This is a genomic window from Clostridium cavendishii DSM 21758 (assembly GCF_900141845.1).
Lineage (GTDB): Bacteria > Bacillota > Clostridia > Clostridiales > Clostridiaceae > Clostridium_AG > Clostridium_AG cavendishii.
This window is the reverse complement of record NZ_FQZB01000005.1, coordinates 365,472-384,846: the sequence shown is the minus strand read 5'-3', so window position 1 is coordinate 384,846 and position 19,375 is coordinate 365,472. Positions and strand designations below refer to the sequence as shown.

The following is a 19,375-nucleotide window of genomic DNA, read 5'->3' as shown; positions in this document are numbered from 1 at the left end:
AAGTGGACGTTGACATTGAATAGTTTAAGTTTCATAATTATGGTAATATATTTTTCTTTTCTTAAATTTAACATTTAATTTTTAATAAAAAGTCTCTCTTTCGAAGATACTATACTTAAGAAGGAGGGATAAAAATGTATGATTTAAAAGCAAAAAAAGAAGAAGATGAACAAACAGATTTAACTAATGAATCATATAGTAGTAATAATCTATGTGATAGATCCTACTATAAAAATCATTTTACAAATGATACTTGGAGTACAAAAACATCTATTATTCCAACTGATTCATTACTATAATTAAAAAAAGGGGATGGGGCTATGAAATTATCAAACAGAATACTAAAAATGCAATATTCTCCTATTAGAAAATTGCAGCATTATGTAGATTCGGCTGAAAGAAGAGGTATTACTCTTCATAAGTTAAATATAGGACAACCAGACATTGAAACTCCTAAAGAGTTTTTTGAAGCTATAAAAAGGTTTAATGAAAAAACCTTAGCTTATTCAAATTCCCAGGGGAATTCAAAACTTATACAAGAATTTATTAATTATTACAAAAGTTTAAATATAAGCTTTGAAGAAAATGAGATAGTAATTACTAATGGGGGAAGTGAAGCTATTCAATATATAATAACAACTATTTGTGATAATGGAGAAAATATATTAATTCCAGAGCCATTTTATACAAATTACAATAGTTTTTGCGAAATGAGTAATGTAGAGGTTATACCATTTTTAACAAAAGTTGAAGAAGCTTTTAAATTACCTAAAAAAGAAGAAATAACAAAACATATAAATAGTAAAACTAAAGCTATAATGATAGCTAATCCTGGAAATCCAACAGGTAGGGTTTATACTTTAGAAGAGCTTAAAATACTTGAAGAAATTGTAGAAGAATATGATTTATTTCTTATAGTAGATGAGGTTTATAGAGAGTTTGTTTATGATAATATAGAATTCATTTCTTGTATGAAGCTTCAAAAAATTCATAATAGAATTATATTAATAGATAGTATTTCTAAGCGTTATAGTGCTTGTGGTGCTAGAATCGGACTTGTAGCTTCAAAAAATTTAGACGTTATGAATAACATTCTTAAATTATGTCAAGCACGTCTTTGTTCACCTACATTAGAACAAATATCTGCTATAGCTCTTCTAAAAACTCCTAAATGTTATTTAGAAAAAGTTCATGATGAATATGAAGAAAGAAGAAATATATTATATAATGGACTAAAATCTATACCTAATTTAACTTTATATAGGCCACAAGGTGCTTTTTATATAATAGTAAGACTACCTATAAAAGATGCAGATGATTTTGCGATATGGCTTTTAGAAAGCTTCAGCTATAATAATGAAAGTATTGTTGTAGCTCCAGCAGCAGGTTTTTACGCAACTGAAGGACTTGGCAGAAATGAAATAAGAATATCTTATTGTGTAAATAAAGAAACTTTAAAAAAAGCAACTAAAATTCTAATGCTAGCTCTTAATGAATATTTAGAAACTCATTAGATTCTAATTTACGATTAAAATAAAAAAAGTAGCATATTTGCTACTTTTTTATTTGGCTTTATAATATTTATACCATGATCTGTATAGTTCTTTTTCTGTTTTACTTTTACCATAGAAATTTCTTTTATACTCTTCAAAAGTATGTCTAAATACATAATCTCTAATATCCCATGAACAATAAAGTTTTCTATGTGACTTTCCATTTGCAATAGTTCCTTTGTAAATTCTCACTTTTCTATTCGCCATGCGTTTTCCAAATTTAGAATTCTTATCTGGACAACAGCAAACTTTTTTATAACTTCTACTCAATAAAATCACAGCCTTTCTGTGAAGAATACTTCACTGGTAAGGCATCCCACCACATTTTCTCATAATTTCACCTACTTTTTATTAAGAATATTATTTTCTATTTTAATTCGAAATTCTCTATAATTGACTCAACGGTAAATCCAATGCTTTTATATAGTGAAATAGCATGTACATTCTTATCTAAGACTTTTATATATATAGTTTCCATATTCTTTGCTTTTGCAATTTTAAGCAAAGAGGTTAAAAGTCTTTTTCCGAGCCCTTTATTTCTATATTCTTTCAAGATACCAAAATTGCATAAAATATATTTATTATCATTAAAAATTATTTGTCCATATCCTACAGGAATCTCTTTATCAAATATAAAGTAATTCATATCTTCTAAATAATAAACTTGTTTTTCGTCCCAAAATATATCATCAACACTTAAAGGTATTCTTCCTTCTTCATTAAAAATTTGATTTTGAAGGATACATCTTATTTTTTCATCTTTACCCTTTATAAATAATTTTATACTTTTATCATAAGAACTATCTATATCTAAATTAAAATTATTTAAGTTAATTGACATAAATATAGTTTTGTTCACACTTCTAAATCCAAGGACAGAAAGTTCATAAAAAAAATTATCTTGCAAACTTTCTTCGTAGATAATTTTACTTGCACTAAGAATCTTTAATATTTTAATCTTATCTATATTTTTTTTTAATAAATTGTTGATATATACATCTTTAAGTATATATATATCATCATAATAATTTTCAAGCTTAATAAAACCTTTTATTTCTTTTTCTTCTAATAGAAGCAAAATATTTTCAACAGCCATTAATTTTTCTAACATAGATTTTTTTCCAACTAAATTGTTAAAATAATCAGCTATATAATTATCCGACACATTTGAAATTTTTATAAAATCTATTAAGGAAAATTTTCTAATATTAATCATACCACTACCCCACTTTGTCATGATTAAATTATATTATAAAATGGAAATTTTTTCAATAAAAAGGTGCCCTATATAATTTAACCATATATAAATAAATCGATTAATATTTTCTTACCTTTATTAATTTATATTTATAAATCATAATAAAATAATAAATTAGCCTATATCTTTAATTACTATGTAACATAAGATATAGGCACTGCTTTATAGGTTAAAATTTTAAAAAATAAAATAATATACCTTATAATTAATTAATTTGAATTTTTTTTATTACTTCTTTTATTATCCAATCTGGAGTAGAAGCTCCTGCTGTGACCCCAACAACTAAATCATCTTTATATAGCCAATTCATATCAAGTTCATTTACATTTTCTATATGATAGCTACGTTCACAATTTTTCTTACAAATCTCATAAAGCTTTATAGTATTAGAGCTTTCTTTTCCACCAACAACTATCATAACATCAACTTTTTTTGATATATCATCAGCACTTTTTTGTCTAACCTCTGTTGCTGAACAAATAGTGTTAAAAGCTAATATTTCCTTAGCATTTTCTGATATTTTATTTATTGTTTTAGTCCAAATCTCTTTTTTTTGTGTAGTTTGGCAAACTACACACACTTTATTCGGAATTTTAAAATCAAACTCTCCATTCATGGTTATTAAGGCTGAATCATCACACCAACCATTAACTCCTTGAACTTCTGGATGATTTTCATCACCTATAATAATAATCTTATAACCATCCTTTGAATGTTTATTTGCCTTGATTTGTATGTTAGTAACAAAAGGACAAGTAGCATTAACAACTATCATTCCTTTATCCTCTAAGTATTTTATTGTACTTTCTCTAACCCCATGAGATCTAATTACTATAACCTCACCAGCTTCTAGTTTTTCTACATCCTCTAAATTTATTGCAAAAATATTGTTTTTTTCTAAGAATTTAACCATATCATTATTATGAATAAGTGGTCCTAAAGTATATATCTTTTTGTTATATTGTTTTTGAGTTTTTACAGATTCATCAACTGCCCTTTTCACTCCAAAACAAAATCCAGCATGTTCTGCTAATTCTACTTTTCTCATAATTTTGCCCTCTACATATAAATTATTTTAGCTTATAACTAATTTTCAAATTCCCCTATAGCAATTCATAACGTTACCTTAAAAAATGGAGAATAAAAATCTACCATATTTTAAATGAGTTTAAATAAGATTAAAATAGAATCTACCTCTATTGTAATATATATTTTACTTAATATGCTTACAAATATTATCAACTACTTCTTGTATATTAAGACCAGTTGTATCAATTTCTATAGCATCTTCCGCCTTCCTTAGAGGATCAGCTTCACGGTTAGTATCTAGATAATCTCTTCTAATGATATCCTTTAAGATTTCTTCATAGTTTACTTCTAAACCTTTATTTATAAGTTCTTTATATCTTCTTTCAGCACGCTCTTCTGGACTTGCTGTTAGAAAAAACTTATGAGTAGCATCTTTAAGAACAACAGTTCCTATATCTCTACCATCCATTATGACATCATATTTTTTAGACATTTCTTGCATAAGAAGTACAAGTTTTGCTCTAACTTCCTTAATTGAAGCATAAGCTGAAACTTTGTTGCTAATTTCAGGAGTTGTTATTTTATCATTTATATTTTCGCCATTTAAAATCAGTTCATCATTTTCAAAATGCATTTCCATATTATCTACTATTTTTAAAACTTTTTGAATATCTTCAGGTTCTATATTAGCCTCAACTGATTTTAGTGTAACTGCTCTATACATAGAACCAGTATTTATATACATAAGATTAAAGTTTTTAGCAACAATTTTAGCAATAGTGCTTTTTCCAGCACCTGCAGGTCCATCTATAGCTACTGAAATTCTCATTAATATCACACCTTTCTATGGGTTTCTTTAAAATTTAAATCCATTATAACATAATTTTCTTATTTCAGCTAATAATTATTTTTAATTAATAATGTTAATCCGTTATTTTTTCTCCAGCTAAATATCCTGTAGATAGAGCAATTTGTACATTATAGCCACCTGTAAAAGCATCTACATCCATAACCTCCCCAGCAAAAGAAAGGTTATCTATAATTTTTGACTTCATAGTAGATGGATCTATTTCTCTTACATCTATACCTCCAGCAGTAACTATTGCCTCTTCTATTGGTCTTAATCCCTTAACTGAAAGTTCTAAATTCTTAAGTAAGTTAACCAAATTTCTTCTTTCTTCTTTAGTTATAGAATTTACTTTTTTACTTTCTTCTATATTAGATAATTTTATTATTGTTTCTATAAGCTTTTTTGGTAATAAATCATCTAAAGAATTTTTAAAATCTTTATTCAAGTTATTGGAAAAATCCTTTTGAACTCTCTTATCAAGCTCTGCTATTTCTAAAGCTGGTTTTAAATCTATAGATATAGAATAAGATTTTCCTTCTTTTATAAATCTACTAGCACTTAAAACTAATGGACCTGATATTCCAAAATGAGTAAAAATCATTTCTCCAAAGCCTTTGTGTTTAACTTTACCATTTTCCTTTATTTTAAGTTCCACATTTTTAAGAGATAAACCTTGAAGTGATTTAATCCATTCTTCCCTGAGCTCAATTGGTACTAAAGAAGGTTTTGGAGTAATTATATTATGTCCTACTGCCTTACTCATAATAAACCCTTCTCCTGTTGAACCTGTAAGTGGGTAAGATTTTCCTCCAGTACAAAGTATAAAATAGTCGCCAACAACTTTACTTTCATCTTCGAGAATTATTGATGTTATCTTATTATTTTCTAAAGCAAAAGATTTTACTTTGCTTCTTAATCTAACATCAACCTTTTTATTCGCTAACTCTTTAGATAATGCTGAAATTATATCTGAAGATTTATCTGAAAGTGGAAAAACCCTATCCCCTCGCTCTACCTTAAGCTTAACATTACGATCTTCAAAAAATTTCATTACATCCAAATTTGTATATGTATATAATGCACTATATAAAAAGTGAGGATTTCCTGGTATGTTATCAAAAAAATCTCCTATATCTTTTCCATTTGTAACATTACATCTACCTTTTCCTGTTATAAATAATTTTTTACCTAATCTATCATTGCTATCAAGTAAAATTACTTGATGTTTGTTTGCAGCAGAAATTGCTGCCATCATCCCCGCGGGACCTGCACCAATAACAATAACTTTAGCCATTAAATCAGCTCCTTAAACATATTAAACCAACATAATAATATACACATAATTTACATTTGTCAAATAAGAGTTAACCTATTAAATGCAATAATATAACAGTATCAATTATTATAGATATTATTCTATTATAATTTTTAAAAATATTAGTATAAATAATTTTTATTTTATTAATATAAACAAAAAAAATAGAAGCATATGCTTCTATCTATCTTCTATATTGTTCAAATTATATGAATAAACATTATAATCTTTCCAGATTTCTTCTAATGCATTAAATGTTGTAGTTATTTTATCTTTTTCTCTCATTCCTACTGCAATTATAAGTGCATTTATAACACTTAATGGTGCAACTAAAGAATCAACAAATGAAGCCATATTACTTTGAGCTATTAATGTAAAATCTGCTTTAGTTGCAAGTGGGGAAAGCAAACTATCTGTAATTGCAACCACTTGTGAATTTCTACTTTGAGCAAATTCTAATGCATCTATAGTTTTTGTAGCATATCTTGGGAAACCTATACCTATTACTAAGTCATCTTCACCAACGCTTATCATCTGTTCAAATATATCACTCATACCATGTCCCACAACTTTTACATTTTCAAGTATTAAATTTAAATAAAACCCTAAAAATTCTGCAAGCGCTGTTGAGCTTCTAAGTCCTATAATATATATTCTTTTAGATGTAAATATTTTATTCACTACTTCTTCAAAAGTTTTGTGATTTATCTTTTCAAGTGTAGCTCTTATATTTTCAATATCAGCTTTTAGAACTCCCTTTAATGCATTTTCTTCGCTTATATAATCATTTGAAAGTTCTAAACGTTGCACTGTAGTAAGCTTGTTCTTTATAAGCTCTTGAAGTGCCTTTTGAAGTTTGGGATACCCACTAAATCCTAATTCATTTGCAAATCTAACAACCGTAGATTCACTAACCCCAACACTTATTCCTAGTTTTGCTGCTGTCATAAAAGCTGCCTTATCGTAATTTTTTAAAATATATTCTGCTATAAGTTTTTGTCCTTTGCTAAGCCTCGAGAATTTATTTTGAATAAGCTTCATCAAATCCTTATTATTATCCATTTAACTTTCCTTCCTTGATACTAATCCTAAAATGAAATATTTATTTCATTTTACCACTAAATGAAGTTCTATTCAAGCAAATATTCATTTTTCAATCACTAAATATTACTCTTTAATTGATTTCAAAGATAAAATCCTCATATATGCTAAATTATAAATTTTAAAAGGTCTTATACTAATATCATTTTGCAATTTATAAGAAGTATCCATTCATCAAATTATAAATTATTTAAATAAAAAACTTCATCTTTACTTAAAAATCGCCAACTTCCTTTCTGTAAATCACCTAATTCTAAATCTCCTATTGAAATTCTTTTTAAACTTACAACTTCATGCTTTAAAGCAGAACACATCTTCCTTATTTGTCTATTCTTCCCTTCATGAATAGTTACCAATATCTTAGAGCTCTCTTTATACCTTTCTAATGTTTTTATATCTGCATCAGATGTTATATATCCACCAATATCTACACCTGTTTTGAATTTTTTAATTTCATCTTCTGTAAATATTCCTTTAACTAAGGCTATATAAGTTTTGTTTAAATTAACCCTAGGATGTATAACCTTATTATATATTTCACCATCATTGGTCAAAAGCAAAAGTCCTGAACTATCATAATCCAACCTTCCAATAGGAAATATCCTTTTATCTATATTTACTAAATCTAAGATTGTTTTTCTGCCTCTTTCATCACTATTTGACGTAATATAACCTTCTGGTTTATTTAGCATAATATAAACTAATTCTTCCTCTGGTCTTATAACTAAATTATTATATGTAATCTCATCCCTGTCTTCTAAAACTTTAACACCTAACTCAGTAACCACTTTCCCATTAACCTTAACATTACCTTGTATAATTAATTCTTCACATTTTCTTCTAGATGCAACTCCACATCTAGCCATATATTTTTGTAATCTTTCTTCCATCAACTATCACTCCTAAGTACAATTTAATCAGTACCATTAATTTTAAATAAAATATTTTAAAGTTTCAATAGCAAAGCAAAGTAACCTTATAGATTTTTTCACTTAGTATATAAACTTCAGGTAATAAAAAATTTCCTATTTTAAAATAAAAGAAAAATTAAAAGCCCTAGAAAAAACTAGAGCTTTTAGTCAAAAACTAAAATCTACAGCCGCCACCTAGTAATAGTAACCATAATAATGGATTATTAAAACCTCCACAACCACAGCCGCATCCATTACCAAATCCACAACCGTCAAAACAATTTAACCCACAACCGCCTAAACAATTATTGCAAGAATTACAGCAATTGCACCTATTACAAGAATTACAACAACAATTATTTCTTCTATGATGTGACATGTATATCACTCCTATTTCCTTAGTAGATTTGATTATATCTCTATAATCTTAATACATATTATTCAAGTATTGGCATTTTTGTTAATTAAATCTTCATTGTTTATAAAAAAATCAAATTCTTAAACATCCTAAAAAATATTGTTCATCAAAAATTGCTAACTTTAATTATATTTATAGTTTTATTATTGAAAATTATATAGTATAATTTAAGAAAACATATGTTTCGGAGGTGCAAAAATGAGCCAAGCTAGAAATAGGATAATAGCCCCTAGAAATGTTGTAAATACAAAACAAATATATGTATTTTATATATTAAAGGAACTATCAGAAGGCAAAGTTATTTTTGGAAATAAAGTTATGGACAATTTTAAAAACGCCTTTAATAATTCCCCCCTTCCTTTTTCAATTTCATCTAGTACTGTTTATGAAACTCTTTATGATTTAGAAGAAAGAGGCTATGTTATAAGTGAATGGGAAGGTGATGAATTTTTAAATAAGAGAGCAAAAAAATTATATAAAATAACGGATAGGGGTATTGAATATTATAAAACTCACGTAGCCGATTATGTAGATAATCTTAAAAAAAATAAAGCTATAATAGATATATTAATAAAAATGCTTACAAAATAATTTTTTGCAATAAAAAAGTAGCTTTTACGCTACTTTTTATTACTTTAAAAACCCTGACTTTTTTAAAGGAGTTAATCTAAAAACAGCCTTGCCTTCTAATTGATTTAAAGAAATACAACCAAAATCTCTACTATCACTACTCACTTCCCTATTGTCACCTAATACAAAAATTTGATTTTTAGGTACTCTTAAAGGAAATTTAATTTCTCTTGGTATTGTCTCAGTTTTTATATATTCTTCTTTTAACTTTTTGCCATTTACATATACAAATCCATCTTTAATATCTATTTCATCATTTTCTACACCTATTACTCTTTTTATAAACCTTACATTTGTTTTATTATTTTTCTCATTCTTTCTTTCCTTCAAATCAGTAAAATAAATTCTAAAGTCATCAAAAAAACTACTTTTTTGAATTTTATTTAAAAAAACAACAATATCACCTTGTTTAGGTTTAAAACAAAGTTTATTTAATATTAATGTATCACCACCTATTAATGTATTTTCCATTGAACATTGTTCTACAGTTACATTTGCAAAAACTTTAGTATTTAATGTAACAACTAAAATTAATGTTCCAAATAATGACAAAACAATACTTCTTACTTCATCTAAAACTTTTTTATTTTCTATTTTCATCTTACCTCCCAAAATTTACATACTTAATTTTTTTATTTAAATTCTATATTTTTATTTAAATTCTATATTTTCGTTTTAAATCCTTCTTTTAATAAAAAATATATAAATATTACTTTATTTATAATTTTTTATAACATAAATATAAAATAAAAAAAGAGGATTTTTTATCCTCTTTCTTAAATCTATATCAAAAATTATTTTGATACAATTTCTTTTTTCTAAACATTATCTACAACTAGTTTCTTTTTTTAATTTCTGATTTATTTATTAGCTGTCGGTAAACTACTTAAGTTATTATTTTCATTATCATCAGGCAAAGATCTTAAATATTCTTCACCTTTTCTAGTTGCAATAGCTACACCAGCTATTTCACCTCTTCTAGTTTGAGATATTGCTTCATCTTTAGATATTTGTTCTCCATTTGATAATTCATACCCTACAACTGCACCTGATTCTTTTATTAACTTACTTATAGTTTTAGCATTAGAATTAGGTTCTATTACTTCTTTATTAATATTTTTTGGTAATCTGCCTATTTTTTCTTTATTATTTTCCATAAAAATCACCTCCAAATTATTAATATTATTTTATCAAATTTGAACTTAATTATACTAGAAACGTTTACTATAAATTTATAGATTAGCAAGTTTTCTAGTTTTTATATCTTTAGCTTCATCTGGTAAAAAAACCATTGATACTGAAGGTGGATACGGTTTCAAATCCTCATAAGGTGGATATCCCGGAAAATCATACGATTTCTTATGATTTTTGGATTTGATAAAAAATAATCTATCATCAACTATTGTTCCTAAATATTTTCCTTTAACGCTAACAACATCATTATCTTCCCAAGGTAACCATCCAATCCAATTAGAATAATCATCAAATATGTATTTATCTACTTTAAAACCTATCCAATCTCCTTTTGAATTATATAAATATTCCGTTTCCATTTATTATTTTCCCCCCAAAAAATTTAACATACATTCTCAATATGCTTGTCCATTTATTTTTGAAATAAATAAATTTTCAAAAATTATTCCAAAATAAATAAACTCTATCTTATACTATAATATAGATAGAGTTTTTTTTCAAATTATACAACTAAACTTAACACTATATATAAATTGTTTTTATTATCAATTTTATATTCGTCTTTATAAATAGTAAATATTTCATTAATTTTCAATAGAATTTTTGAAATAATATATATTTTTCTGTAAATAATATATATAGAGGTGATAATATGAAACATAATGTAGGCGTAAATTTAGATAAAGAACTAAAATTTATAATGAAAAATATCAAAATGCCAAAACCAAGAAATAATAAAGATTATATGCAACATAATTATTCTCATTCTAAATTTCATGAAAACCATGAAAGTAGTAATTTAAAACAAATGTCTGAAGCAATCAAAGATTTCATAAAAGGAGAAGATAAAAAAGCTTGCTGTTGTAAGAGTAAAAGTCAAAAGAAAAAGATTGCTATTTACTCAGGTATAACTGCTGCTTTAGCTCTTAGCGCTGTAGGTATAACTGCACTCAGCGTACATAATAAAAATAAGAAAAGTTATAAATACAAACTAAATAATTATCTAGGAAAAGCTTCTAAATTAACTAAAACTCTAAAATAATAAAAACTCACCTCATAAAATTCTATATGAGGTGAGTTTTTTAATTATTTATTGTGCTAATTAAAGCATTTATGGAAAAGCACCTATAAATGTATATTCAGTATTAGAAGCTTCTGTGAACCTTACCTCTAGCTCTTTAAGTCCAATATCCACTAGCAATTTAAACATAGTATATAAAGCTTTATACTAATATATACAGACAGTTTATATTTTAGCCAATAGTATAAAAATTTTTTCAAATTTAAAATATACATAATAATATTCTAAATTTTATAATATATTTATCAAAGGTATAATTTAGTTTTGATGATTCAAATTAAAGATTACATAATTTAATAATTATGATATAATAATATAAATTGTAAAAAAAAGTTAGCTAGAAGAGGTATATTTTATGAAAAAGAAATTTTTATCATTTTTTATTGCTGTTACTTTATTTATAAGTAATAGTTTTATAGCTTTATCTGATGAAAAATCTTCTAATACTGAAGAGAAAAAAAATATAAGTGAAAATGTTGTTATTTACAAACAATTAGATTCTAAGATTAAAGAATATAACTCTGAAATAGCATCACTTAATACTCAGATAGAAAAATTAATTAAGGAAAAAAATGAAACTACCGAGAAAGTAAAAAAATTAAAAGAAAAAATAAAAACAACTCAAGAAAATTTAAATCGTTCTAGAAACGAGATTGATAAAGAACAAGCAATTTTAGATACTCGTATCTGTGAAATATATAAATCAGGTACATACAATAACTATTTATATGTACTTGTTACTAGTAAAAATTTTTCTACAGTTCTTGCTAATATTAAAGCTATTTCTAAAATTATAGAAATAGATAATAAATTAATAGATAAATTAAATAAAGATAAAGATAAACTTGCTGATGAAGTAGATAATTTAGCTAAAAATGAAAAAGATATTTTAAAGCTTCAATTTGATATTGAAAAAGATATAAAGGATACTAAAGAAAAGCAAGAACGACAAAATGATTTAATCGAAAGACTAAATGCTGAAAAAGAAAATGTAGCTAAAATAATTAAAGAAAATGAAGAAATATTAATTTCTCATCCAATAATAATAATTAACAACCAATCTTCAACTACTGAAGATATTAAAGCTTCTGTAAGAAATCTAAAAGATTTATTGCCTCAATTAAATACTCAGTCTGTAAAAGATACTGTAAACTCTGCTATAACTTCTGGAATTTCTAAGCTTAATTCCTTAAATACAAACTTTAATCCTTCAGAACCTTTAGTTGTAGATAATAAAACTTTTAAGGCAACTTATCAAATGGTTGCAACAGCATATTATGGTGACGGTACAACTGCTATGGGTCTTAAACCAGTTAGAGTTGTTGGTGGATTAAGCACTATAGCAGTAGACCCTAAAGTTATTCCGTTAGGTTCAAAAGTTTACATTCCCGAATATGGATTTGCTATAGCTTCTGATACAGGTGGTGCTATAAAAGGAAATATAATAGATCTTTTTATGGATACAGAGTCTCAATGTTTAAATTGGGGACGAAGGCCTGTAACTTTACACATAGTAGCTTACCCTGGTCAATGGTAAAAAAGAATTAATTAGAAACTATATGATCTAAATTATAAAAAGCTTGGTTAGAACTATTAAAAAGTCTAACCAAGCTTTTTATCTGTATATATCAACTATTAATCCTTGTATTTCATCAATAGTTGCTGCTATATTTAAATTATCTTTTTCCTCTTTTAAAAGGATTTGTGTTAATTCTTCTAATTTTAAATCTATAGTATCAACAGTAACAAAATATTGAGTCTGCCAAAAACTAACATCCTTTTTTATATCATACATATAACTCAAAATATTTTCCAAGTATTCTTTTATCATCCTTTTATAAGCCCTCACATCAGCATAACATTTAGTGACTACTAATCTATTTCCTTTTTTCTTTATGTCATCTATCATTTTTTTTAGCTGTTCTTCTGACTTCCTATCTCTTGCATGATTAAAACTTTGAGAAAAATCTTTTTTTAAATCCACCTTCTTATCTTCTCTTGTTATAGGCGCCTTTGTCTTTATTCTAGAAATCTCCATTTCAATACACCTCCGTTTATATTCACATTATACCAAATAAATAACGGCTTTAAAATCAAAAATTATTATTTAAAATAGTTTTTAAAGATTTATTTCCAAGTTGTCTATTAACTGTAACAACTTTAAAATCTTTAAAGAAATAGGTGTTATATCTTTTACCAACAGCATTTTTAAAATTTACCTTTGAATAATTATTTATATTTTCTCCTACAATTATATCAAAAGGCCTAGCTCTTTTCATAAGTTTTTTATAAATTCCTTCTAACTCTTCATCTGCACTTATATTTATAACTTTAGCTTCCTGTGTTTCTTTTGAATTAATGATATTCTTGATTGTATTATTGCTGACATTGTTTAAAAATAGGTATGAAACTTCATCTATAATACCTTTTATAGCTAAAGTATTATCCTTATCCTTAAATGATTTTTCACTAGGACTTATAACTTCAAGATTTATAGTTTCATGATTATAAATAAATCCAGAACTCACAGGAGTAAATTGTACACTTTTAGATTTCAAAGTTTCTTGTAATTCTAAATTTGATTCACAATCTATAAAATACTTAGGTATAATAACATGCTTAACTTTAACATCATCTAAAAGTTTTTTTAAACCTCCATAATATTTAGAATTACAACTTGTTATTATTATTAAGTCTAACGAATCTATTCCTTCACCTTTAAAATATTTCTCTAATACATTTATATCATCATAGTCACCAGTATCTATAAGCACATTACTATTATGCCCCTTTATTAAAACACTATTAATATTATCTAATCCTATAAAACTAACTTTAACAGGATTTTCTGCCACAGAATAAGTTGTTTTTCCAAAAGAAAACATTAATATTATAAAAATTATTATTATTTTATTTATTTTTTTCATAAAAAAGCCTCCTAGTATCTATTACTAACTTAGAATACCCTAAAGCTTGCTAAATTATAACAAATATAGAAGACTACTCTCTTAATATTTTTATTATATTTATTTAATAATTTTTCAATTATTTTAGTTTAGTGCCAAATTCATCCTGTGATATTACGTCTTGCTTCATTAATCCACCTAAAGCTATTTTAAAATAATTTTTTGATGTATTAAATTGTTCTTTTATACTTTCTGGAGAAGACTTATCATTAAACTTCATAACTCCATCATTCTCCTCTAAATATTTAACTATCTTTTTCTGCAGTTCACTTCTCTCCTCTAATTTTGTAGCTCTAAGTCTTATACCTACTATACCATCATCATAAATTCTTTTTACAACACCTTCTACCTTATCTCCTATCTTGAAATTTGTAAAATATTCATTTTTAAGTACAACACCCTTATATTTTCCATCTATAGCAACTCTTAAAGAACCATTTGTTTGGAATCCATATACTATACCAGATATCTTTTCACCTTGATTTATTTCTAGTTCTTCTAAGTATTTATCTATATCTGTTGTAGCTGCAAGCCTACCAGTTTTATCTTCATAAATGTACAAAAGATATTTTTGACCTTCATCTAACCTATATTTTTGTTCTCTTAAAGGTATTAATATATCTTTTTCCAGACCAAAATCTGCAAATGATCCTATTTTAGTATTTGAAGTTACTTTTAAATAAGCAACTTCCCCAACTTTAGCAAGTGGTGCTTTCAATGTTGCTATTACTCTATCCTTTGAATCTCTATATATAAATGCATTTACTTCATCACCTATACTTAGATTTTTTCCTTCTATACTTCCATTTGGAAGTAATATATCATCATTTGTGTTACCTGTTTTTGCATCCAAATAATATCCAAAATCTGCTTTTCTAACTATCTTTAAAAGATTAAAATCTCCTAATTTTACATTTCTTAAATTTACTTTCATAATTCCTCCTAAGATTTAATTGTATATTTTTTTGATATTTTAATATAGTGTTTAGCTGAATTAGCTATTTTTTCCACTTCGTCCATTGAAAGATTTCTTACCACCTTAGCAGGACTTCCCATACATAAAACACCATCAGGTATTTCCTTATTTTGAGGTACTAAACTTCCAGCAGCTATTATTGAATTTTTACCTATTTTAGCACCATTCAATATAATAGCACCCATTCCTATTAAACTGTTATTGCCTATTGTAGCTCCGTGTATTATAGCATTATGCCCTATTGTTGCATTTTCACCTATGAAAACTTCATAATCTTCATCTACATGAATTACTGAATTATCTTGTACATTTACTCCCCTGGAGATTTTTATTTTATTAACATCTCCTCTCAAGACTGCACCAAACCATATACTAGCATCTTTTTCTATCTCAATATCTCCTATTATATCTGAAGAAGGAGCAATAAATACGTCACTATCTATTTTAGGTGTTTTGTTTAAAAACTCTAAAATCATATGTATCACCTCTTAAAAATACTACCTATCATTTTATCATACTCAAAGTATTTTATACAAACTAAAGTTTAAATATATTAAAAATTATTATATAATTCTTCAACATTTAACTTATTAAGTAATATTATATAGTAATAACACTTTTGAGAGGTATATTTATATTGGGCAAAAAAAAGAGAAGACCAAATCCTTTGGGACTAGATTTTAATAATCTAAATTTTTTTTATGGAATACCTCATTGTCATACAATTTTATCAACTGGAAGAGGTACACCCTATGAAGCATTAGAATACGGCAAAAGACAAGGATTAAACTTCATGATAATAACCGATCACAATGGTTATTTATATGATAATATTTTAGACAAAGAAACAGTTATAACAAAATGGAGATTTTTAATTAGAAGCATTGAGAAGTTCAACAAAAAAAACGAAGATTTTGTAGCAATCCCTGGTTTCGAAACTAGATCAGAACCTTTTGGCGATTTAAACATACTAAATCCTAAAACATATTTTACGGGTATAGTTAATAATATAAATAGTTTATTACTTTGGCTCATAGCTGATGGTTCAGCTATAGTATCAATTAATCATCCTCATAAATCTATAGAAAAACTTCCCATAAGTCCATATTTAAATGAATATTTAAAAACCATAGAAGTGGGAAATGGTTCCCCGCCTCATAAATATTCAAGGCATGATAAATATTACTATAATTTACTTGATAAAGGTTTTAAGTTAGGAGCTATTAATTCAGAGGATAATCATAGAATAAACTTTGGTGAAAGTGAAAATTTAACTGGTTTAATTGCAAATAATCTAGATACTATATCAATAATAGATGCCTTCAAAAAACATAGAACCTACGCCACTGAATCTAGAACTTTAAAATTATATTTTACTATAAATTCAGTTTTTATGGGAGAAAGTATAGATAGAAATTCATTTGATGAATTGAATTTTTATGTTTACGCTGAAGATAGCAAAAGAATCATAAATACGATTCAAATAATATCAAATGGAGGAAAGGTTATCCATGAGATTTGTGATATAAACTTAAAAAAAATAAAATACATGTATCAATTGAAATTAAATAAATTTAATTCATGGTATATAATAAAAGTTTTTCTAGACGATAAAAAAGAAGCTTTAAGTTCTCCTATTTTTATAAAATAAAAAAAACTCCTTAGGGAGCTTTTTTATTTTTATTTATATTTTTAATTCTATTAGGTTTTGCTTTAGATTTTATAACAACTTTTTGTTCTTGTTTTGGATTTCCAAATTGTTTAATTTCTAAAAACCATAAAAAGAAAATAACAATTACAGCTGATAAAGCATATCTTTCCCAATAATTTGTAGGTTTATAAACAAATTGAAAAACTAAAAGCCCTAATGAAATCGCTAATAATATCCATTTGTTTATTCTAATTCTATTAAATATATGTTTATTTAATAATTGAAAAACTTGAAATACTAATACTACAAATATTACAATACTTGCGATTACCCAAAATATTTGCATGTTAAATCCCCCCTTTATAACCTATAATTATATATTAATTTAATTTTTTAATAATTTCAAGAAAATATATGAATTTTGTAAAGTTTAAATCATTACTTTTAAACATTTTTATTAATATGCTAAAAAAATAAAAAACAATTTATTTTTTTTTTATTTTTTACTAGAAATATACATTAGTTTTTGATAAAATAGAAAAGGAAGTTTTTATAAATTTATAAACATAAGAGGTGAGTTTATGTCTTTAATTAATACAACTCAATTAGACGAGCTAGATTTACAAATATTAGACATACTAATAAAAGATTGTAGAACCCCATATCTAGAAATAGCAAGAATTTGTCATGTTTCTGGTGGAACTATTCATGTAAGAATGAAAAAGATGGAAGATTTAGGGATTATAAAAGGAACTAGAATCCTATTAAATCTTTCAAAATTGGGTTATGATGTATGTTGTTTTGTAGGTATCCATGTTGACAAAACATCTTCATATACATCAGTTTTTGAAGAGCTTTCAAAAATTAAAGAGGTCGTTGAACTTCATTTAATAACCGGAGAATATTCAGTATTCGCTAAAGTTATATGCAAAAACATAACGGATCTTCAAGATTTACTTATGAATAAAATAAATGTAATTCAAGGAATCAAAAAAACGGATACTTTTATTTCATTATCTCAACCAATTGATAGAAATATTCAGCTATAAAAAAGGATGCTTTAAAGCATCTTTTTTTATAGCTTTTATTATATGTATATTAAATTAAAGATTGGAAATAATAAGTTTTGTAACTTTATGAAAGGAAGTGTAACTTTATGAGAGCACTAGATATTACTGCACTTATACTTGTAATTATAGGCGCTGTCAATTGGGGATTAATAGGCTTCTTCCAATTCAATCTTGTTGAAGCTATGTTTGGTGATTATACTATGCTTATGAGTAGAATTATATATGCCCTAGTTGGTTTAGCCGGTTTATATTCTATCTCATTCTTAGCGAAAGATAGAACAAAAGACATGGAATAATTAAAAAAGGTTAAATTCCCCTTCTAAATTAGGAGGGAATTTAACTTTTATCTTTATAATCTTAATATAATCTTAATTTTATATTAAAAATCCTTAATTTTATATAAATTTTTCTATTTTGTATATATGAATACTAAAATATTTTATATAATGATATAGTACTATTAAACACAGGAGGTATTATGTTTAGATTTACTATTTTAGGAATTCCATTTTATATGATAATTTTTTTCTTTTTTATATATTCTTTTTTAGGATGGATAGCCGAAATCTGTTATGCCTATCATAACAGAAAAGTTTTCGTAAACAGAGGTTTCTTATTCGGTCCTATTTGTCCAATTTATGGCGGAAGTTTAGTTTGTATAATAGTTTTGACTAATTCAGTAAAGGATAATATTTTCTTGCTTTTTTTATTTGCTACTATTATAACCTCATTTTTGGAATATGTTACTGGTTTCTTTTTAGAAAAAGTCTTCAAATCAAAATGGTGGGACTATACTGAAGATCCCTTTAACCTTCATGGAAGAATTTGTCTCCATTTTTCTATAATGTGGGGAATAGCTACTACAATTTTAATAAAAATTATTCATCCAATTATAAACTATGCTATTTCATTATTAAGTATAGAAACTTCAAATATTATACTTGTAATAATATTATCTATTTTGATGATTGACTTAATATTTACACTTAAATCCTTAATCAAACTTAAACCTATAATTATAGAATTATCAAAAATAACTAATGAACTAAAAAATAGGTATGCTACTCTTTTAGCAATAACTAAAGAAAAAACCATAGATAAGCTTGATTTTCCAACAGTAGGAGTGAAGGATTTAGTAATAAAATATAATAATTACTATAATAATTTGAATTTCAATCATAAAAGGCTACTTCAAGCCTTTCCATCTCTAAGTACTTTAATTCTTGATAAGATTGTTAGACAAATGAAAGATAAATTTATTCAAATAAGAGACTCTATGAGATTAGAATTATTAAAAAACAAGGATGATGTAATTGATGAGATTTCAGATATAATTAAATTAGATGAAAGAAAATAAGGTGAGAAAATCTCA

The 19,375-nt window shown here is 25.6% G+C and carries 25 protein-coding genes; 9 read left to right on the top strand and 16 right to left on the bottom strand.

The genetic code is table 11. The annotated features are described in order from the left end of the window. The first annotated feature begins 134 nt into the window (after positions 1 to 134). Together BUB01_RS23115 and BUB01_RS05685 are read left to right on the top strand one after the other, a co-directional pair. A complete protein-coding gene (locus BUB01_RS23115) occupies positions 135 to 299 on the top strand; it encodes a hypothetical protein (protein ID WP_159433209.1) in 165 nt (54 codons plus the stop codon). A 21-nt stretch (positions 300 to 320) separates the two neighbouring features. Further along, complete coding sequence (locus tag BUB01_RS05685; protein WP_072985716.1) at positions 321 to 1,514, top strand: pyridoxal phosphate-dependent aminotransferase; 1,194 nt, start codon at positions 321 to 323, stop codon at positions 1,512 to 1,514. A gap of 48 nt (positions 1,515 to 1,562) precedes the next feature. Here BUB01_RS05685 and BUB01_RS05680 read toward each other — a convergent pair whose 3' ends face one another. From BUB01_RS05680 to BUB01_RS05645, 8 genes are all read right to left on the bottom strand, one after another. Continuing rightward, complete coding sequence (locus BUB01_RS05680; RefSeq protein WP_072985715.1) at positions 1,563 to 1,823, bottom strand: hypothetical protein; 261 nt, start codon at positions 1,821 to 1,823, stop codon at positions 1,563 to 1,565. Between the two features lie 97 nt (positions 1,824 to 1,920). Then, complete coding sequence (locus tag BUB01_RS05675; protein WP_072985714.1) at positions 1,921 to 2,769, bottom strand: GNAT family N-acetyltransferase; 849 nt, start codon at positions 2,767 to 2,769, stop codon at positions 1,921 to 1,923. Positions 2,770 to 3,016: 247 nt separating this feature from the next. After that, positions 3,017 to 3,862 carry a 4-hydroxy-3-methylbut-2-enyl diphosphate reductase gene (locus tag BUB01_RS05670; protein ID WP_072985713.1) on the bottom strand — a complete coding sequence of 282 codons (846 nt, stop codon included), beginning with the start codon at positions 3,860 to 3,862 and terminating at the stop codon, positions 3,017 to 3,019. A 162-nt stretch (positions 3,863 to 4,024) separates the two neighbouring features. Continuing rightward, positions 4,025 to 4,669, bottom strand: a complete 645-nt coding sequence (gene cmk / locus BUB01_RS05665) for a (d)CMP kinase (RefSeq protein ID WP_072985712.1) — start codon at positions 4,667 to 4,669, stop codon at positions 4,025 to 4,027. Between the two features lie 94 nt (positions 4,670 to 4,763). After that, positions 4,764 to 5,984, bottom strand: a complete 1,221-nt coding sequence (locus BUB01_RS05660; RefSeq protein ID WP_072985711.1) for a BaiN/RdsA family NAD(P)/FAD-dependent oxidoreductase — start codon at positions 5,982 to 5,984, stop codon at positions 4,764 to 4,766. Between the two features lie 201 nt (positions 5,985 to 6,185). Beyond that, positions 6,186 to 7,067: a MurR/RpiR family transcriptional regulator gene (locus BUB01_RS05655; RefSeq protein WP_072985710.1), complete on the bottom strand. Its 882-nt coding sequence runs from the start codon at positions 7,065 to 7,067 to the stop codon at positions 6,186 to 6,188. A 218-nt stretch (positions 7,068 to 7,285) separates the two neighbouring features. Next, complete coding sequence (locus BUB01_RS05650) at positions 7,286 to 7,996, bottom strand: pseudouridine synthase (RefSeq protein ID WP_072985709.1); 711 nt, start codon at positions 7,994 to 7,996, stop codon at positions 7,286 to 7,288. A 196-nt stretch (positions 7,997 to 8,192) separates the two neighbouring features. After that, positions 8,193 to 8,396, bottom strand: a complete 204-nt coding sequence (locus BUB01_RS05645) for a hypothetical protein (protein ID WP_072985708.1) — start codon at positions 8,394 to 8,396, stop codon at positions 8,193 to 8,195. A 237-nt stretch (positions 8,397 to 8,633) separates the two neighbouring features. Here BUB01_RS05645 and BUB01_RS05640 point away from each other — a divergent pair, with 237 nt between their 5' ends. After that, a complete protein-coding gene (locus BUB01_RS05640; protein WP_072985707.1) occupies positions 8,634 to 9,026 on the top strand; it encodes a PadR family transcriptional regulator in 393 nt (130 codons plus the stop codon). Positions 9,027 to 9,065: 39 nt separating this feature from the next. Here the strand turns inward: BUB01_RS05640 and lepB are convergent, their stop codons facing one another. From lepB to BUB01_RS05625, 3 genes are all read right to left on the bottom strand, one after another. Beyond that, the gene (gene lepB / locus BUB01_RS05635; protein WP_084108396.1) at positions 9,066 to 9,665 is read right to left on the bottom strand and encodes a signal peptidase I; all 600 of its coding nucleotides are present in this window, start codon (positions 9,663 to 9,665) and stop codon (positions 9,066 to 9,068) included. A gap of 260 nt (positions 9,666 to 9,925) precedes the next feature. Next, entirely contained in the window at positions 9,926 to 10,222 is a 297-nt protein-coding gene (locus tag BUB01_RS05630; protein WP_072985706.1) for a DUF3892 domain-containing protein, read from the bottom strand. 75 nt (positions 10,223 to 10,297) lie between these two features. After that, complete coding sequence (locus BUB01_RS05625; RefSeq protein WP_072985705.1) at positions 10,298 to 10,618, bottom strand: hypothetical protein; 321 nt, start codon at positions 10,616 to 10,618, stop codon at positions 10,298 to 10,300. Between the two features lie 293 nt (positions 10,619 to 10,911). Here BUB01_RS05625 and BUB01_RS05620 point away from each other — a divergent pair, with 293 nt between their 5' ends. Both BUB01_RS05620 and BUB01_RS23645 read left to right on the top strand, forming a co-directional pair. Further along, on the top strand, positions 10,912 to 11,301 hold the full coding sequence (locus BUB01_RS05620) for a hypothetical protein (RefSeq protein WP_072985704.1): 390 nt from the start codon (positions 10,912 to 10,914) through the stop codon (positions 11,299 to 11,301). 394 nt (positions 11,302 to 11,695) lie between these two features. Beyond that, positions 11,696 to 12,877 (top strand): 3D domain-containing protein, encoded by a 1,182-nt coding sequence (locus tag BUB01_RS23645; RefSeq protein ID WP_072985703.1) that lies wholly within the window; start codon positions 11,696 to 11,698, stop codon positions 12,875 to 12,877. A 78-nt stretch (positions 12,878 to 12,955) separates the two neighbouring features. On the opposite strand, the gene BUB01_RS05610 is transcribed toward BUB01_RS23645, so the two are convergent. From BUB01_RS05610 to BUB01_RS05595, 4 genes are all read right to left on the bottom strand, one after another. Then, positions 12,956 to 13,378 carry a YaaR family protein gene (locus BUB01_RS05610; protein ID WP_072985702.1) on the bottom strand — a complete coding sequence of 141 codons (423 nt, stop codon included), beginning with the start codon at positions 13,376 to 13,378 and terminating at the stop codon, positions 12,956 to 12,958. Positions 13,379 to 13,433: 55 nt separating this feature from the next. Then, complete coding sequence (locus BUB01_RS05605) at positions 13,434 to 14,267, bottom strand: MBL fold metallo-hydrolase (RefSeq protein ID WP_072985701.1); 834 nt, start codon at positions 14,265 to 14,267, stop codon at positions 13,434 to 13,436. Between the two features lie 118 nt (positions 14,268 to 14,385). Beyond that, complete coding sequence (locus BUB01_RS05600; RefSeq protein WP_072985700.1) at positions 14,386 to 15,240, bottom strand: CvfB family protein; 855 nt, start codon at positions 15,238 to 15,240, stop codon at positions 14,386 to 14,388. Between the two features lie 8 nt (positions 15,241 to 15,248). After that, the gene (locus BUB01_RS05595; RefSeq protein WP_072985699.1) at positions 15,249 to 15,758 is read right to left on the bottom strand and encodes a gamma carbonic anhydrase family protein; all 510 of its coding nucleotides are present in this window, start codon (positions 15,756 to 15,758) and stop codon (positions 15,249 to 15,251) included. Positions 15,759 to 15,919: 161 nt separating this feature from the next. Between BUB01_RS05595 and BUB01_RS05590 the strand changes: the two genes are divergently transcribed. Next, the gene (locus BUB01_RS05590; RefSeq protein ID WP_072985698.1) at positions 15,920 to 16,933 is read left to right on the top strand and encodes a CehA/McbA family metallohydrolase; all 1,014 of its coding nucleotides are present in this window, start codon (positions 15,920 to 15,922) and stop codon (positions 16,931 to 16,933) included. 10 nt (positions 16,934 to 16,943) lie between these two features. Here BUB01_RS05590 and BUB01_RS05585 read toward each other — a convergent pair whose 3' ends face one another. Beyond that, the gene (locus BUB01_RS05585; protein ID WP_072985697.1) at positions 16,944 to 17,279 is read right to left on the bottom strand and encodes a hypothetical protein; all 336 of its coding nucleotides are present in this window, start codon (positions 17,277 to 17,279) and stop codon (positions 16,944 to 16,946) included. Between the two features lie 235 nt (positions 17,280 to 17,514). On the opposite strand from BUB01_RS05585, the gene BUB01_RS05580 reads away from it, so the two are divergent. The 3 genes from BUB01_RS05580 (at position 17,515) to BUB01_RS05570 (ending at position 19,360) form a co-directional block, all read left to right on the top strand. After that, the gene (locus BUB01_RS05580) at positions 17,515 to 17,982 is read left to right on the top strand and encodes an Lrp/AsnC ligand binding domain-containing protein (RefSeq protein WP_072985696.1); all 468 of its coding nucleotides are present in this window, start codon (positions 17,515 to 17,517) and stop codon (positions 17,980 to 17,982) included. Between the two features lie 107 nt (positions 17,983 to 18,089). Next, the gene (locus BUB01_RS05575; protein WP_072985695.1) at positions 18,090 to 18,299 is read left to right on the top strand and encodes a DUF378 domain-containing protein; all 210 of its coding nucleotides are present in this window, start codon (positions 18,090 to 18,092) and stop codon (positions 18,297 to 18,299) included. Positions 18,300 to 18,481: 182 nt separating this feature from the next. Further along, a complete protein-coding gene (locus BUB01_RS05570; RefSeq protein ID WP_072985694.1) occupies positions 18,482 to 19,360 on the top strand; it encodes a putative ABC transporter permease in 879 nt (292 codons plus the stop codon). Positions 19,361 to 19,375: the final 15 nt, after the last annotated feature.